This is a genomic window from Streptococcus oralis subsp. oralis, assembly GCF_002096445.1.
Taxonomy (GTDB): Bacteria; Bacillota; Bacilli; order Lactobacillales; family Streptococcaceae; genus Streptococcus; species Streptococcus oralis_N.
On the sequence record NZ_NCUK01000013.1, the window covers coordinates 667,088 to 682,554 of the forward strand.

General features: G+C 35.9%; 16 protein-coding genes. 9 read left to right on the top strand and 7 right to left on the bottom strand.

Going from position 1 to position 15,467, the window contains the following annotated elements; all coding sequences use genetic code 11:
- Nucleotides 1-47: 47 nt before the first annotated feature.
- From B7721_RS06625 to B7721_RS06655, 7 genes are all read right to left on the bottom strand, one after another.
- A complete protein-coding gene (locus B7721_RS06625) occupies nucleotides 48-665 on the bottom strand; it encodes a hypothetical protein (RefSeq protein WP_084878157.1) in 618 nt (205 codons plus the stop codon).
- Complete coding sequence (locus B7721_RS06630) at nucleotides 662-1,756, bottom strand: P-loop NTPase family protein (protein WP_084878159.1); 1,095 nt, start codon at nucleotides 1,754-1,756, stop codon at nucleotides 662-664. Before B7721_RS06630 ends, B7721_RS06625 begins: the two co-directional genes overlap by 4 nt.
- Before the next feature lie 3 nt (nucleotides 1,757-1,759).
- Nucleotides 1,760-1,978, bottom strand: coding sequence for a hypothetical protein (locus tag B7721_RS06635; protein WP_239823805.1), 219 nt, complete (start codon nucleotides 1,976-1,978; stop codon nucleotides 1,760-1,762).
- A 304-nt stretch (nucleotides 1,979-2,282) separates the two neighbouring features.
- Nucleotides 2,283-3,371, bottom strand: coding sequence for a hypothetical protein (locus B7721_RS06640; RefSeq protein ID WP_084878161.1), 1,089 nt, complete (start codon nucleotides 3,369-3,371; stop codon nucleotides 2,283-2,285).
- Nucleotides 3,372-3,425: 54 nt separating this feature from the next.
- Nucleotides 3,426-4,469, bottom strand: a complete 1,044-nt coding sequence (locus tag B7721_RS06645) for a DUF6287 domain-containing protein (RefSeq protein WP_084878163.1) — start codon at nucleotides 4,467-4,469, stop codon at nucleotides 3,426-3,428.
- Between the two features lie 66 nt (nucleotides 4,470-4,535).
- Nucleotides 4,536-6,128, bottom strand: a complete 1,593-nt coding sequence (locus B7721_RS06650) for an LPXTG cell wall anchor domain-containing protein (protein ID WP_158085835.1) — start codon at nucleotides 6,126-6,128, stop codon at nucleotides 4,536-4,538.
- Nucleotides 6,129-6,291: 163 nt separating this feature from the next.
- Nucleotides 6,292-6,897, bottom strand: a complete 606-nt coding sequence (locus B7721_RS06655; protein ID WP_084878167.1) for a recombinase family protein — start codon at nucleotides 6,895-6,897, stop codon at nucleotides 6,292-6,294.
- Nucleotides 6,898-7,570: 673 nt separating this feature from the next.
- On the opposite strand from B7721_RS06655, the gene B7721_RS06660 reads away from it, so the two are divergent.
- The 9 genes from B7721_RS06660 (at nucleotide 7,571) to B7721_RS06700 (ending at nucleotide 15,305) form a co-directional block, all read left to right on the top strand.
- On the top strand, nucleotides 7,571-8,278 hold the full coding sequence (locus B7721_RS06660) for an IspD/TarI family cytidylyltransferase (protein WP_084878169.1): 708 nt from the start codon (nucleotides 7,571-7,573) through the stop codon (nucleotides 8,276-8,278).
- Nucleotides 8,279-8,282: 4 nt separating this feature from the next.
- Nucleotides 8,283-9,305, top strand: a complete 1,023-nt coding sequence (locus B7721_RS06665) for a ribitol-5-phosphate dehydrogenase (RefSeq protein WP_000609901.1) — start codon at nucleotides 8,283-8,285, stop codon at nucleotides 9,303-9,305.
- Between the two features lie 16 nt (nucleotides 9,306-9,321).
- Nucleotides 9,322-10,179 (top strand): phosphotransferase family protein, encoded by an 858-nt coding sequence (locus tag B7721_RS06670; RefSeq protein WP_084878171.1) that lies wholly within the window; start codon nucleotides 9,322-9,324, stop codon nucleotides 10,177-10,179.
- Between the two features lies 1 nt (nucleotide 10,180).
- On the top strand, nucleotides 10,181-11,059 hold the full coding sequence (locus B7721_RS06675; RefSeq protein ID WP_000791843.1) for a DMT family transporter: 879 nt from the start codon (nucleotides 10,181-10,183) through the stop codon (nucleotides 11,057-11,059).
- Nucleotides 11,060-11,070: 11 nt separating this feature from the next.
- A complete protein-coding gene (locus B7721_RS06680) occupies nucleotides 11,071-11,760 on the top strand; it encodes a sugar phosphate nucleotidyltransferase (protein ID WP_084878173.1) in 690 nt (229 codons plus the stop codon).
- A gap of 191 nt (nucleotides 11,761-11,951) precedes the next feature.
- Nucleotides 11,952-12,428: a PTS sugar transporter subunit IIA gene (locus B7721_RS06685; protein WP_044020843.1), complete on the top strand. Its 477-nt coding sequence runs from the start codon at nucleotides 11,952-11,954 to the stop codon at nucleotides 12,426-12,428.
- A gap of 37 nt (nucleotides 12,429-12,465) precedes the next feature.
- Nucleotides 12,466-12,771: a PTS sugar transporter subunit IIB gene (locus tag B7721_RS06690; RefSeq protein WP_000590551.1), complete on the top strand. Its 306-nt coding sequence runs from the start codon at nucleotides 12,466-12,468 to the stop codon at nucleotides 12,769-12,771.
- 54 nt (nucleotides 12,772-12,825) lie between these two features.
- Nucleotides 12,826-14,301: a PTS galactitol transporter subunit IIC gene (locus B7721_RS06695; protein WP_049518609.1), complete on the top strand. Its 1,476-nt coding sequence runs from the start codon at nucleotides 12,826-12,828 to the stop codon at nucleotides 14,299-14,301.
- A 107-nt stretch (nucleotides 14,302-14,408) separates the two neighbouring features.
- Complete coding sequence (locus B7721_RS06700; protein ID WP_084878175.1) at nucleotides 14,409-15,305, top strand: aldose 1-epimerase family protein; 897 nt, start codon at nucleotides 14,409-14,411, stop codon at nucleotides 15,303-15,305.
- The last annotated feature ends 162 nt before the right edge of the window (nucleotides 15,306-15,467 follow it).

Here is a 15,467-nt window from a genome sequence, read left to right on the forward strand (position 1 = left end):
CAAAACCAGCTTGGAGCTCTTGCCTTACGGCAAGCTCCGCTGGTATTTTAATCAATTATGCTTTCTCTCTCCTTCTTTCTCTCTCCTTGTATTATATGATTAAGTGAAGTACTATCTTTGGGAGAGAATGTATATATTTCACGATAGTCTCTTGTAAGATAGTCGTACAAAAAAAGTAATTTTTTTTGTAAAATTGTATCAATATCTGAGTTTTCCGCCCATGGTATAATAACTAGGATATATTCATGAGTTATAGTACATCTGATAGATTGAATAATAGTTTTGTACTCTTTTACAATCTCACTATCGCTTTCGCTGGCTTTCATTTGTTTTCGTACTCTCCTTAATAGATCTACTGTTTGGAAAAAGTTCAAAAACTTATCTTCTTTTATCCATACGATGCAAAGAAGGATATGCGCTAAAAGATAGATGATAAGAACGATAATCATTGCTTTAAGTAGTATAGATTGTGCTATTTGAAAATTATCTAAAATTTGGCTCCAAACGTCCCAAGGGATAATGGTGCTAACTTGGTTAACAAACCATATACCGGCTAGAGATAAACTCCACAGAAAGCTCAAGAGTAACTCTAAAGGCAGTATGTAGTAGAGTTTATCGGTAATGACAGTGCTATTTCTTATAATTCTATTGTTAATGTTTTTCATATATTTTCTCCTTTAAATGTTGGTACTAGCAATGGCATAACATTAGGTGCTGTTATACCGTCAATAACTTGAACAATACCAGTTCCTTTTCCGTTAGGAATGACAATTCCTGTCTCTGAATCCAAGTCTGGGAATAAAAACGTTGTCGTTTTTCTGTTGATTAACCCGAGTTGTATCAAGAAATTACACTGCTCTCTAACGGCAATCGGTAAAGCGTTTGTGTCCATCCGCTGACTAACTAGGATTAGATGAACAGACGTTGCTCGTCCAAGTAGTGCAATATTGGATAATAGTGCAAAAAAGGTCTCTTTAACATTTTTGGAAACCAAAGATGTTAAAGCAAGCAATTCATCAATCACAAGACAACGATGTTGAAATTTCTTAGACTGATTTTCAAGAAGCTCTGCTTGTCTTTGATAGATAGTATCTAGTTCTACTTTTAGCAGGGTGTTCACCTTAGACAAAAACTCATCCGCTGAGAAGTCTCTCTCTTGATAAAGTACAGGTATGTTCTGTTTTAAGCAGTATCGAGAGATAGAATCGCATTTAGGGTCTACAACTGTTACATGAGCAAATTGATTAATAACTGAGATGAGGAAGGTCAAAGCGTAGCTCTTTCCAGAACCAGAAGAACCAGCAATCAAGCAATGAACGATGCGATTAAAATCAATTCGATAGTTTTTCATGAGTTCAAAACTCTCGTTTTTAACAGAGACGTCGGATAGATTTTGATACGTCAACCGTTCAGGTATTCCCTTAAAGAATGGAAACCTAAAAGCACGACTAGTGTTAATACTCGCACTATCACGTTTGACGATATAGGCAGAAGGCTGTTTTAGAAATGTCAACAAAGGATAAGCACTTGTGGACAAAATTTGAAAAATCTGTTGGTATAGAGTATTATCCAAAATATATGCACAAGGAAAACGAGGTACAAAGTCTAGATAATTGTCACCATAGATGAATTGGAAGGAATTAGTAGTTGAAGAAATAGAGCTGTTTTGCAACCCTATTTCTACACACTGAACCAAGTATTCAGTATCAACTACAAACTCCCGTTTATTTTCTGATTGAATAAACGGAAATGCCATTGGTTATTTACCTCCTTTATTTAATACTGTTACTGAGTTGGCTCGGAAATAGATGTTCCCTTTGACATTGCAGGCCTCTGCACCATGCAATTCGACCTCGTCAAATTGTTCGATTGTTTGTTGAGCTGAGAATTTAACCTCAAAAGGCTGTTCTCCTTTAATGACGAACCAATAACGATACGAATCAATTTCGTCTGTCGGTTTATTATCAACGTATTTCATTCGAATAATTGGTTCGGGTGATAATACAATTGCAGTTTTTTCGTTTCCGAAAATTTCTTGAAATAGTTGGCTAGAATAGCCAGATTTATTTTTAAATATGAACATATAATGTACAGTAATCAGCATACCTAGGATTTGCTGCTTCCTTTCTTATTTTTTTATAAGCGCTTATAGTTTCATTCTAAACCTCAATAGAATAGAAGTCATTACTAGTTTTGAAACTATAATTATTGTTTCAAAACTATAATATGAGGGACATAAAAAGCAGTCGCTTATGCGACTGCCATGAATTGGTACTTATATGTTAGTGTGTGCCATTATCTTTCTCAATAAGTTGATTTTCCAAAAAAATTGTTAAATCTATAAAATTTAGTATATTTAGATTTAATTCGGTTAGATTTTTAATTTTTTTATTTTGGTTATCATTATAAAATTTCTTTAGGATTTCTATATCTTTGTCTAATTTGTCCTTATCATAGTACATACAGTTAGATGAAGACGAAGCAATTTCATTTACTGCTTGTTTAGCTTTATTTATGAACAATATGAAATTATCAGTATTTAAGCTTTTATCTAGTAAATTTAAAAATTGTTCAGATGAAAATACTTCAATAAAAAAATTATTATCGAGTCTAGCGAATATATTACGATTTTTACTTTTTGACACTTTTAGAATCTCTTCCTTGATTTTTTCTTTATAGAATTCAAGAAATTTATCTGAATTTATATCTATAAAATTATTGAAGGAACTAATAAATGTTTGATAATTCTCTTTACTATTCAAAATATACTCAAATAAAAAATTTGTATGTAGTGTATGATTGAAGATTAGCCTTTTGAAATCAATAAAGAATTCCATATAATCACTACAATGATAGTTAAAAGCATCTATAAAAGCATCTAAATCTCTATCTGTTTTTGATGATGAAATGATGTTGATAAGTAGCTTGTTTGAAACATTTATAAGAATTTCTTCCTTTATGAACGAATCTTTAAAAATACTTTTATGGGTTGCATCTTCAAAGAAAATATCATCAGTAGGAGTATCTATAAATGGATTGTAATCAGAGTTATTGAATAAAATCAATAAAAGAGAAAATTTAAAAAAACTTAGAATTTCATTTTCTGATTCAAATATAAGCTCCTCAGGTGTTATATCGAACATATCTGTGAAAATCTCAATTTTGTTTTGAGACATAAGAAATCTACTGTTTGTAAGTTTTCCTTGTAAAATGTTTGATAATGTTGGTTCGTTTATTGTGTGCTCCGGACCTTTCGTTTGATATTTATCATTGACTATTCGTGTGAATTTAGCTTGTGTGGTATATGAAACTTTGATTTTGTTTTTTAGGCGTTTCCCTATCATAACGTATAGATATTTAGTAAAATCCATGGTTTCCTCCTTATCAAAAAGAACCGCATAAAAGCGGTTCAGTAGTTCATTTAATTATTGAACCTTATAGAAAAATCCTGAACTATTTCCTTCTATAAGTTGTTGTCCTGTCCATAGTCGATCTTGACTAATATCGGATGGGTCCTTATATCCGTTTTCAGGTGAAGAAGTGATAGTCGTTGTCAAAGGAATTCCTGCAGGTAAAAAGGCAAGGGCAGAACCACCAGCTCCTCCATTTTTAGGAAGTAAACTTGCTTTAAGATAGTGGTCAATTTCTTTAGCATGTTCAATTGAAACTTGCGAATTATCACTAACCAGTCCATGTTCATCAAATACAAGTTCTACACCAGCACTATTGCGCCATGTACCAGAGATACTTGAAAAATCGCCGTTTTGGATAGAAGAAATATTCATTCCTTTAATTTCTTGTGAAGGTGTTGTTTCTCCTGATATTGGATTTGTTACAGATTTCCAAGAAAATGTATCTTGGTTCAGTAGTGGTGGTCTAGTTCCTAATCCAGTTTCTGTATCTGATTCAGTGAGTAATTCTAAGTCAGGTGTATTTGTATTTAGTTTATAGAGCTTGTGAGATTGTTTACCGCCAGATGCACTTGAAAGTTGAAAATATCCATCTTCAAGAGGGACAAAAATCACTTTTTCTCCGATAAAATCTAAATGATTTTCTGCATTAGTGAGTTGAATAACTTTATCAATCTGAATCGTTCTGATGTCTAAAATATCATGTTTACCTGACTTAATTTTCAGAGCAATGATTAGTTCGTCCGTCCCATTTTTATCAAAATCATATAGGCAGTATTCAATATCTGAATATACTTGTGGAGAATCATCTTTTAAGTTAGCTTTGGGATTAATATCCTTGGATGGGTTATTTTGTGGTTGAGAATATTTTTCTATTACCTCGTTATATAAACTATAATCCGTTTTCTTCACCTCAGGAGAGGAGCTGGATGCTTCCGTACTAGTGGAACTCGTTTGTTCTGTACTGGCTGAAGTAGTATCTTCTTGCTTTTGGTGGCAGGCTACAAGAGTCAAACTAGTTAAAGCAAGAATAGTAAATAAAGTTGTTTTTTTAATCATAGCTAATTTTATAATGTTAGAACTGTTTAAGTTTGTAGGTTAGTTCTCTACAGTTGTTTGCAGTCTTTACCCACGTTTACGTTTTACGATAAATCCTAGTCCAGTGATTGAAAGGACAGTACCGATAATTCCAAGAGTAGATCTTGATTCACCTGTATTTGGTAAAGTCTTCTTGTCATTGTTTTTGTTGTCTTCTTGTTTAGTAGTAGAAGTGCTAGTAGTTTGTTGTTTTTCTTGTGATAGTGTATTATCAGAATTTTGTTTGCCTGTCTTCGTATCACTAGTTTTATTAGTGCTTAATTCATTTTTATCCTGCTTGCCAGTGTTATTGTTAGTACTTTGTTTATTTTTATCATTGCTTGGCTGTTGATTGTTGTTTGTTGTCTGGTCTGACTTTGGTTTTGTAGTACTATCTTTTGGTTTTTCAGGTTGAGTAGTTGTTGTTGAGTTACTCTCTCCTTTTAATGTAACCTCTGTTCTAAAAATAAAATGACGTTTTCTTTTATCAGAATTTTGTCCGTAGGGAGCTCCTGTTGTTCCTTCAACTGTTAGCACATAGTTTCCCGGGGTAAGAGATGGCTCAAAAATAGTACCTTCAAGTAAGTTACTGTAATATAGAGGAGAATTTAAAGTTTGATTTTTTAATTCTTCTGATAGTCCTTCTAATACGACACTACTTTTAGAAACTTCTTTTCCTGTTACTTTATCTGTTAAAGTTGCGTGAATGTTTGGAATATCTGGACCAGCATGGGGAGCACCTTCAGATAATTTTGCTTTAAATGTTAATCCTGTAGAAGTTGTTTTTATTTCAGTAAATTCACCAGTAATTTCCTTGATGTCATTAGAAGTTTTTCCTTCATCTACTGGCTTAGTAGGCGTTTCAGATTTCACCTCTTCCACAGGTTTAGTAGGAGTAACAGGTTTAACCTCTTCTACAGGTTTAGTAGGAGTTTCGGGTTTGACATCCTCCGCAGGTTTAGCTGGAGTTTCAGGTTTCACCTCTTCCACAGGTTTAGCCGGAGTTTCAGGTTTCACCTCTTCCACAGGTTTAGCCGGAGTTTCAGGTTTCACCTCTTCTACAGGTTTAGACGGAGTTTCAGGTTTCACCTCTTCCACAGGTTTAGCCGGAGTAACAGGTTTGACTTCTTCCGCAGGTTTAGTAGGAGTTTCAGGTTTCACCTCTTCCACAGGTTTAGTAGGAGTTTCAGGTTTAATATTTTCTACAGGTTTAGCCGGAGTAACAGGTTTGACTTCTTCCGCAGGTTTAGTAGGAGTAGCAGGTTTCACCTCTTCAACTGGCTTTACAGGTTCAGTGGATTTAGATTTAGATAGGGCTTTAGCTACGTTTTGAACCGTCTTCTCAGAAGTCTCATCCAATGAAACTTTTCTGATGATTGCATAGACTTCGTAATTTTTCAAGTCTTCTGTTGGTACTACTCCAGCACGATAACTTCCGTACTCTTCGAGATATTTTTCCTTGATGTCATTGAGAGCTTTATCAGCTTCTTCATAAGTTTTGTATGGATCTGAAATAATCTCTACTGAATCATTTGCAGTATCTCGATTGATTTGAGCGTCCGCGTATATGGTTGTAGCACCAATCATTGCGGTTGCAAGAGTAGCAGTAGCAAAAAGTTTAATTTTAGATTTTGTCTTCATTAAAAGAGACCTCCTATTATTTTTGAAGAAATCCCTTGTCCAATAATTTAGACTTTTATGGACAAAATTGATAGAATGAATGAAGAAGATATAATCCATCAAGATACTAAATTTTTCATTATTTTGAATTAAGAACTGTGGAATATTAGTTGTCCAAAATTTTCTACTTTTTTTGACAAAAACTATAGTTTTTTAGCCAATTATGAAAGGTACTTTTTGAAACTCCTAAGATTTCTGCTCCTTCACGAATAGTTATTTCTTGTTGGCTATGTTTTTCGGCTAATTCATAAAATTTTTCTGGAATATTTATCTTCGGTCTTCCGAATTGTTTACCCCTTTTTTGAGCTTCTCTAATTCCTTCTAGTTGTCTTTGCTTGATTTGTTCTCTTTCCATTTGCGACACATAGGATAGAACTTGTAAAACCAAATCAGAAATTAGTTTACCAGTGATTGTATCGCTGGTATTTTTAGTATTTAGGAGTGGAAAATCTAAAACGCTGATGTGTACCTTTTTTGTTTTGGTGAGTAACTGCCATTGTTCTAAAATATCGTCGTAGTTCCGTCCGAGTCTATCAATTGATTTAATAACTAGCTCATCATCTGCTTGTAGAACCGTTAGCAATTTTTGGTATTCCGTCCTGTTAAAATCTTTTCCAGAGGCCCTATCTATAAAAATTTGATTTTGGGGGATATTTTCTAATGACAAGGCAGACATTTGTCTATCGATATTTTGCTCCTTAGTGGATACTCGTACATAACCATAACGCATAAGGCTACCACCTATCTTTTTATCTTTATTTTAGACGAAAAGAAAACTACCGCCCATAATGAGCGGTAGTTTGGTGTACTCTTTGCTACTGTATTTTTGCCAAGATTTTGTCTTGGATGCGTGAATAGTAGTGTTGGATAAAAAATCCTAAAGACTTAAAATCCTTTTAAATCAACCTTTTTGATGTTTACAAAAATTAAAAACAGTATGTTCAATTTTTGCATGTTCATCATGGCGGTTTACAGTTTCCTTTTTTCTATTTTTTTCTTTTTTATTTTATCAATTTTAGGGGCAAAAGTCTATTATTTGTTTAATTCATGAGATATATAACCTTTTATAATGAGTCTCTCAAACAACTTTTAAGAAATTTACTATGCACACCTAGTATTCTTTGCTAAACAAATAATTTCATTTAAGCTTTCTTTAAGGTTTCTATTATATTCTAAAGAACTCTATATTAACCGAACGTTGGACGGATAATATAGAGGATAACCTATTTTTATTTCTTAATTTGTTATGGTCTTTCTGGATTTAGTAACACATTGTTCACTTTTTACCTTAAATGGTGTGTTGATTATACTAAATGACGCTCTGTCTTTTCTTCATGATGGAGGCAGATTGTGATATAATAGATAGTAATGAGTTTTTTAGAATAAACTAAAGGAGAATATAAATGATCTATGCAGGAATCCTAGCCGGAGGAACTGGCACACGCATGGGAATCAGTAATTTACCAAAACAATTCTTGGAGTTGGGTGATCGTCCTATTTTGATCCACACAATTGAAAAATTTGTTTTGGAACCAAGTATTGAAAAAATTGTAGTTGGAGTTCATGGAGATTGGGTGTCACACGCTGAGGACCTAGTTGACAAGTATCTTTCTCTCCACAAGGATCGCATCATCATCACCAAAGGTGGGGCTGATCGCAATACCAGTATCGAGAAGATTATTGAAGCTATTGATGCCTATCGTCAAATCACTCCAGAAGATATTGTGATTACCCACGACTCTGTTCGTCCTTTTATCACACTTCGCATGATTCAGGACAATATAAAACTGGCGCAAAATCATGATGCGGTTGACACAGTAGTAGAAGCAGTTGATACCATTGTTGAAAGCACCAATGGTCAGTTTATCACGGATATTCCAAATCGTGCTCACCTTTATCAAGGTCAAACACCTCAAACCTTCCGATGCAAGGATTTCATGGATTTGTATGGTTCACTATCTGATCAAGAAAAGGAAATCCTGACGGATGCATGTAAGATTTTTGTTATCAAAGGGAAGGATGTTGCTCTAGCTAAAGGGGAATATTCAAACCTTAAAATCACAACTGTGACAGACTTGAAAATCGCGAAAAGCATGATTGAGAAAGACTAAGGCTATGATTAATCAAATTTATCAACTGACCAAACCAAAGTTTATCAATGTAAAATACCAAGAAGAGGACATTGATCAGGAGAATCATATCCTTATTCGTCCAAATTATATGGCGGTTTGTCATGCGGATCAACGTTACTATCAAGGGAAACGCGATCCAAAGATATTGGCTAAAAAACTTCCGATGGCCATGATTCACGAGTCTTGTGGAACTGTTATTTCCGATCCAACTGGTACTTATGAAGTCGGTCAAAAGGTAGTTATGATTCCCAATCAACCGCCTATGCAGAGTGACAAGGAATTCTACGAGAACTACATGACAGGGACCTACTTCCTATCTAGTGGTTACGATGGCTTTATGCGAGAATTTGTTTCTCTTCCCAAAGATCGTGTTGTGTCTTATAATGACATTGAGGACACAGTTGCAGCCATAACTGAGTTTGTAAGTGTTGGCATGCATGCTATGGATCGATTCCTGCATCTTGCTCATAGCAAGCGAGAGCGCATCGCTGTTATCGGAGATGGTAGTTTGGCCTTTGTGGTTGCCAATATTATCAATTACACACTACCAGAAGCAGAGATTATCGTGATTGGTCGCCATTGGGAAAAACTGGAGCTCTTCTCTTTTGCAAAAGAGTGCTACATTACTGATAATATTCCAGAAGATTTGACCTTTGATCATGGGTTTGAGTGTTGCGGTGGTGATGGTACAGGCCCAGCTATCAATGACCTGATTCGCTATATTCGTCCACAGGGAACGATTCTCATGATGGGAGTGAGTGAATACAAGGTTAATATCAATACACGGGATGCTTTGGAAAAAGGATTGTTATTAGTAGGATCATCTCGTTCAGGACGCGTCGATTTTGAGAAGGCCATTCAAATGATGGAAGTTAAAAAGTTTGCGAATCGTCTGAAGAATATCCTTTATGTTGAAGAACCTGTGAGAGAAATCAAGGACATTCACCGTGTCTTTGCTACAGACCTGAATACTGCTTTTAAAACAGTATTCAAGTGGGAAGTGTAGAAGATGGAGGTTAATTGTGGAGAAACTCATCAAAGAAAAAATTTCTTCCTTACTATCTGATGAAGAGGAAGTACTCAGTGTTGAACAGTTGGGAGGCATGACCAACCAAAACTATTTGGTTAAAACAACCAATAAACAATATATTGTGAAATTTTTTGGTAAAGGGACTGAAAAACTCATCAATCGTCAAAATGAAAAGTACAATCTTGAACTTTTAGAGGATTTAGATTTAGATGTCAAAAATTATCTCTTTGATATTGAGTCAGGGATCAAAGTAAATGAATACATCGAATCGGCAGTAACTCTTGATTCAACATCTATCAAATCCAAGTTTGAAAAGATTGCACCAATTTTACAAACCATCCACGCTTCAGGGAAAGAATTAAGAGGAGAATTTGCTCCCTTTGAGGAAATCAGCAAATATGAATCCTTGATTGAGGGAGCTATCCCTTATGAAAACTATGAAGCTGTAAGAAAAGATGTATTTTCACTAGAAAAGAGATTGGCTGATTTGGGTATTGATAGAAAGTCCTGTCACATCGATTTGGTACCAGAAAACTTTATCGAGTCACCACAAGGTCGTTTGTATTTGATTGACTGGGAATACTCTTCTATGAATGACCCGATGTGGGATTTGGCAGCACTTTTCTTAGAGTCTGAATTTACAAAGCAAGAGGAAGATGATTTCCTTTCCTACTATGAAAGTGACAAAACGCCTGTATCACGTGAGAAGATTCGTATCTATAAAATCTTGCAAGATACTATCTGGAGTTTGTGGACAGTGTACAAAGAAGCTCAAGGGGCTGATTTTGGAGATTACGGTATCAACCGTTACCAAAGAGCTGTCGAAGGTTTGACTTATTATGGAGGTTAGGATGAAGAATAAAAATGGTGTTTCCTTTGGTCTGCTCTCTGGTATCTTCTGGGGATTAGGTCTAACGATTAGTGCTTATATCTTTTCAATTTTTACCAATCTTTCACCTTTTGTGGTGGCTGCTGCTCATGATTTCTTGAGTATCTTTATCTTGTTAGCTTTTCTTTTGGTAAAAGAAAGAAAAGTTCGTCTCTCGATTTTCTTAAATATTCGAAATGTGAGTGTAATTATCGGTGCTTTACTAGCAGGACCAATAGGTATGCAGGCTAATCTTTATGCGGTTAAATATATTGGTAGTTCTCTAGCTTCATCTGTATCAGCTATTTACCCAGCAGTTTCAGTTTTGCTCGCCTTCTTCATTTTGAAACACAAGGTTTCAAAGAATACAGTATTCGGTGTTTTCTTGATTATTGCAGCGATCATTGCTCAAACCTACAAGGTTGAACAAGTTAACTCGTTTTACATTGGGATTCTTTGTGCCCTTATCTGTGCCATTGCCTGGGGGAGTGAAAGTGTTCTCAGCTCGTATGCTATGGAAAGTGATTTAAGTGAAATTGAAGCCTTGTTAATCCGACAAGTAACCTCATTCTTGTCCTATCTTGTGATTGTGCTCTTTTCTCACCATTCGTTTGCAGAAGTGGCAGATGGGCAGTTACTAGGCCTCTTGCTTGTCTTTGCGGCCTTTAATATGATTTCCTACTTAGCTTATTATATCGCCATTAATCGTTTGCAACCTGCGAAAGCAACAGGTTTGAATGTGAGCTATGTAGTCTGGACTGTCTTATTTGCAGTTATTTTCTTGGGTGCACCGCTAGATATGCTGACAATCATCACTTCACTTATTGTTATGGCTGGTGTTTATATTATTATTAAAGAATAAAGGAGATCCGTGTGAAAGCGATTATTTTGGCAGCGGGCCTAGGAACTCGTCTGCGCCCTATGACTGAAAATACCCCAAAAGCTTTGGTTAAGGTTAATCAAAAACCTTTGGTAGAATACCAAATCGAGTTTTTGAAAGAGAGAGGAATTGATGAGATTATCATCGTTGTCGGTTACCTCAAAGAACAATTTGACTACCTAAAAGAAAAATATGGTGTTCGTTTAGTCTTTAACGACAAGTATGCTGATTACAATAACTTTTACTCACTTTATCTAGTAAAAGAAGATTTGGCAAACAGCTACGTCATCGATGCAGATAACTATCTTTTCAAAAATATGTTTCGAAACGATCTTAAACGTTCTACCTATTTTAGCGTTTATCGCGAAGACTGTACGAACGAGTGGTTCTTGGTTTACAGTGATGACTATAAGGTTCAAGACATTATTGTTGACAGCAAAGCTGGTCGCATTCTGAGTGGAGTTTCATTCTGGGATGCACCAACTGCTGAGAAGATTGTTGGCTTTATTGACAAAGCTTATGAAAGTGGTGAATTTGTTGATCTCTACTGGGACAACATGGTTAAGGATAATATCAAAGAATTAGATGTCTATGTCGAAGAATTAGAAGGAAATAGCATCTATGAAATTGATAGTGTAAAGGACTACCATAAGTTAGAAGAGATTTTATCTACTATTAAGTAAGGAAAGAGAAGAAGGCCTAAGCCTTCTTTTTTTTGTGGATTTTATAACAAGAGTGTTTGATATTGATTGTATTCTTTAAATGAAACAAAAATTACAAAAAAATGAACAAAATAAAACAAAAATTATTGACAACGATTTCATATAGTGTTATACTTATAGCATAAAAGATAATTGAAAGAAGGGAAAATGTTATGGGATTAGATCATTTCTTTGACAAAAACCTGGTGTTTTGCTTAGAAGCGGATAATCAAGAACAACTCTTTGATCAGGTAGCAAGCTTGTTGGAAGAACGAGGAATTGTCACTCCAACTTATCGTGAAGCCTTGATCACGCGTGAAAAGTCATTTCCAACTGGTTTAGATATGGAATTTCTAGGAAAGGACTTGCCAAATGTAGCAATTCCTCATACAGATATTGTTCATAATCTAGCTGAGAAAGTAGTGGTTGTTCGATTAGAAAAACCAGTAACTTTTCACAATATGATAGCTCCTGATAAGGAAGTAGAAGTATCCCTACTCTTCTTTATCATTAACAACTCAAGTTCAAGTCAAACAAATATTCTGGCTCAGTTGATGGACTTTTTCACAGGAAATGGACATCTGGAAGATTTATCAAAAATTTCCGAACCAGAAAAACTTTATGCTTACATTGCTGAAGCAACCGCTTAATCTTGTCTATTAAAAAATAAAATCGGAGGAAATCCAAATGATTAAAATTCTTGCTGCCTGCGGTGCAGGTGTTAACTCAAGTCACCAAATTAAAAGTGCCCTAGAAGAAGAACTTTCAAACCGTGGTTATGATGTTCACTGTGATGCAGTCATGGTGAAAGATGTAAACGAAGACCTTATCAAGGGCTACGATATCTTTACACCAATCGCTGCAACTGACCTTGGTTTTGAACCTGGTATTCCAGTAATTGAAGCTGGACCAATCTTGTTCCGTATTCCAGCGATGAGCGCTCCAGTATTTGACAATATTGAAGCAGCTATCAAAGAACACGGACTAAGCTAATTTATTCTTTATCTTGTTAACATTCATATAACTAAAAAAACGGGAGGAACTATTATGGATGTCATTATCGAACTAGCCAATAAGATTTTCAAGCCAGTCTTGGAAATGGGTGGTCCTATCATCATGCTGATCATCTTGACAGTATTGGCTTTACTATTTGGAGTGAAATTCTCCAAAGCGCTTGAAGGTGGTATCAAACTTGCCATCGCCCTTACTGGTATCGGTGCTATCATCGGTATGCTCAACGGAGCTTTCTCAGCATCACTTGCCAAATTCGTTGAAAATACTGGTATCCAATTGAACATCACTGACGTTGGTTGGGCACCACTTGCTACGATTACTTGGGGTTCTGCATGGACACTTTACTTCTTGCTTGTAATGCTGATTGTCAACGTTGTGATGCTTGCAATGAAGAAAACGGACACACTTGACGTTGATATCTTTGATATCTGGCACTTGTCAATCACTGGTCTTTTGATCAAATGGTATGCAGACAACAATGGTGTTAGCCAAGGAGTTTCACTTTTCATCGCAACTGCAGCAGTTGTCCTTGTAGGTGTTTTGAAAATCATCAACTCTGACTTGATGAAACCAACATTCGACGACCTTCTTAATGCACCAAGTTCATCACCAATGACTTCAACTCACATGAACTACATGATGAACCCAGTTATCATGGTTTTGGATAAGATCTTTGATAAAGTATTGCCAGGTCTTGATAAATACGACTTTGACGCTGCAAAATTGAACAAGAAAATCGGTTTCTGGGGATCTAAATTCTTCATCGGTTTCATTCTTGGTATCGTTATTGGTTTGATGGGTACTCCACACCCAGTTGCAGGTGTAGAAGGAGCTGATAAATGGGAACTTGTTATTAAAGGTTGGTTGAGCCTTGGTTTGACTGCCGGTGTCTGCTTGGAGCTCTTCTCACTTATCGGATCTTGGTTCATCGCAGCCGTAGAACCACTTTCACAAGGTATTACAAACGTTGCTACTAAACGTCTTCAAGGACGTAAATTCAACATCGGTCTTGACTGGCCTTTCATCGCTGGTCGTGCTGAAATCTGGGCTTGTGCAAACGTACTTGCTCCAATCATGCTAGTAGAAGCTGTGCTTCTTTCAAATGTCGGTAATGGTATCTTGCCACTTGCAGGTATCATCGCTATGGGTGTGACTCCAGCTCTCTTGGTTGTTACACGTGGTAAATTGCTCCGTATGATTATCTTCGGAACACTCTTGTTGCCTCTCTTCCTTCTTTCTGGTACTCTTATCGCACCATTCGCAACAGAACTTGCTAAAGGTGTAGGTGCCTTCCCAGAAGGTGTGAACCAATCTCAATTGATTACTCACTCAACTCTTGAAGGACCAATTGAAAAACTATTTGGTTGGGCAATCGGTAATGCTACAACAGGTGATATCAAAGCAATCCTTGGTGCAGCAGTCTTCCTTGTATTCTATGTAGGTATCTTTGCTTGGTATAGAAAACAAATGATCAAACGTAACGAAGAATACGCAGCAAATGCTAAATAATTCGCTCCTATAAAATGTAAATTGTGAAAACTAGGTTGTTAATTTCCTACATTGGGAGTGGCAACCTAGTTTTTTATATAAAAATCTAAAAATAGTTGGAGAATATTATGGTAATTGAAATCAAATCAGATCAGTTAACGGTCCAGTTTAAAACCTTAGGTGGCGCCTTGTCGTCGATCAAGGATCGAGAAGGCATTGAGTATCTGTGGCAAGGAGATGCCACTTACTGGAGTGGACAAGCGCCAGTACTTTTTCCAATCTGCGGCTCTTTAAGAGAAGATACAGCCTTCTACAGTCACGAAGATGGAACGGAGACGAAAGGAAACATTCCTCGTCACGGTTTGGTCCGTAAAAAAGAATTTGACTTAGTTGATCAAACAGAAAACAGCGTAACCTTTGCTATCGAAGATGATGAGAATACTTATCAAAACTATCCTTATCATTTCCGCCTTGAAATCACTTATAAGGTTACTGGCAAGACAGTTCGTACTCAATACAAGATTTTCAATAAAGAAACCAGCAAGGTCATGCCATTCTTTATTGGTGGTCATCCAGGATTTAACTGTCCTCTGCTAGAAGGCGAAACTTATGAAGATTACTATTTAGAGTTTGAGAAAGAAGAGACTTGCTCTGTTCCACGTCCTTTCCCAGAAACAGGAATGTTAGACTTCCAAGATAGAAGTCCATGGTTGGATGGGCAAAAAGAATTAGATCTTAGCTATGATTTGTTTAGCGCAGATGCAGTGACTTTGGATGAGTTGCAATCCAGAACAATTGCCCTTCGTTCTCGTAAGCATGAGAAGGGATTAAAAGTACACTTCCAGGAGTTCTCAAATCTCATCATTTGGTCAACTTTGAATAAGGGACCTTTCATCGCTTTTGAACCCTGGTCAGGCTTATCAACTTCACTTGAAGAAGGAGATCATTTAGAAGATAAGAAAAACGTTCGTATCTTGGAACCCGGTCAAGTAGAACAGATTGGCTTTGATATTGAAATATTTTAGATAAAAAAACCACAAAAACAAACATTTACTGTTGACTTTTTCTATAAATAGGAGTATATTATGTTTGTAAACAACAAATGATGTTTGTAACAAACAAATAATCACTTGTTATATTCTCTTTCGAGGAGAAAGTTTGTTTTCAGGAACTTGATTTCCTTGACT

Excerpts from the sequence above, each read along its gene's own strand:
- B7721_RS06625 (WP_084878157.1), bottom strand. The coding sequence starts at position 665 with ATGAAAAACATTAACAATAGAATTATAAGAAATAGCACTGTCATTACC.
- B7721_RS06630 (WP_084878159.1), bottom strand. The coding sequence starts at position 1,756 with ATGGCATTTCCGTTTATTCAATCAGAAAATAAACGGGAGTTTGTAGTT.
- B7721_RS06635 (WP_239823805.1), bottom strand. The coding sequence starts at position 1,978 with ATGAAATACGTTGATAATAAACCGACAGACGAAATTGATTCGTATCGT.
- B7721_RS06640 (WP_084878161.1), bottom strand. The coding sequence starts at position 3,371 with ATGGATTTTACTAAATATCTATACGTTATGATAGGGAAACGCCTAAAA.
- B7721_RS06645 (WP_084878163.1), bottom strand. The coding sequence starts at position 4,469 with ATGATTAAAAAAACAACTTTATTTACTATTCTTGCTTTAACTAGTTTG.
- B7721_RS06650 (WP_158085835.1), bottom strand. The coding sequence starts at position 6,128 with ATGAAGACAAAATCTAAAATTAAACTTTTTGCTACTGCTACTCTTGCA.
- B7721_RS06655 (WP_084878167.1), bottom strand. The coding sequence starts at position 6,897 with ATGCGTTATGGTTATGTACGAGTATCCACTAAGGAGCAAAATATCGAT.
- B7721_RS06660 (WP_084878169.1), top strand. The coding sequence starts at position 7,571 with ATGATCTATGCAGGAATCCTAGCCGGAGGAACTGGCACACGCATGGGA.
- B7721_RS06665 (WP_000609901.1), top strand. The coding sequence starts at position 8,283 with ATGATTAATCAAATTTATCAACTGACCAAACCAAAGTTTATCAATGTA.
- B7721_RS06675 (WP_000791843.1), top strand. The coding sequence starts at position 10,181 with ATGAAGAATAAAAATGGTGTTTCCTTTGGTCTGCTCTCTGGTATCTTC.
- B7721_RS06685 (WP_044020843.1), top strand. The coding sequence starts at position 11,952 with ATGGGATTAGATCATTTCTTTGACAAAAACCTGGTGTTTTGCTTAGAA.
- B7721_RS06690 (WP_000590551.1), top strand. The coding sequence starts at position 12,466 with ATGATTAAAATTCTTGCTGCCTGCGGTGCAGGTGTTAACTCAAGTCAC.
- B7721_RS06695 (WP_049518609.1), top strand. The coding sequence starts at position 12,826 with ATGGATGTCATTATCGAACTAGCCAATAAGATTTTCAAGCCAGTCTTG.
- B7721_RS06700 (WP_084878175.1), top strand. The coding sequence starts at position 14,409 with ATGGTAATTGAAATCAAATCAGATCAGTTAACGGTCCAGTTTAAAACC.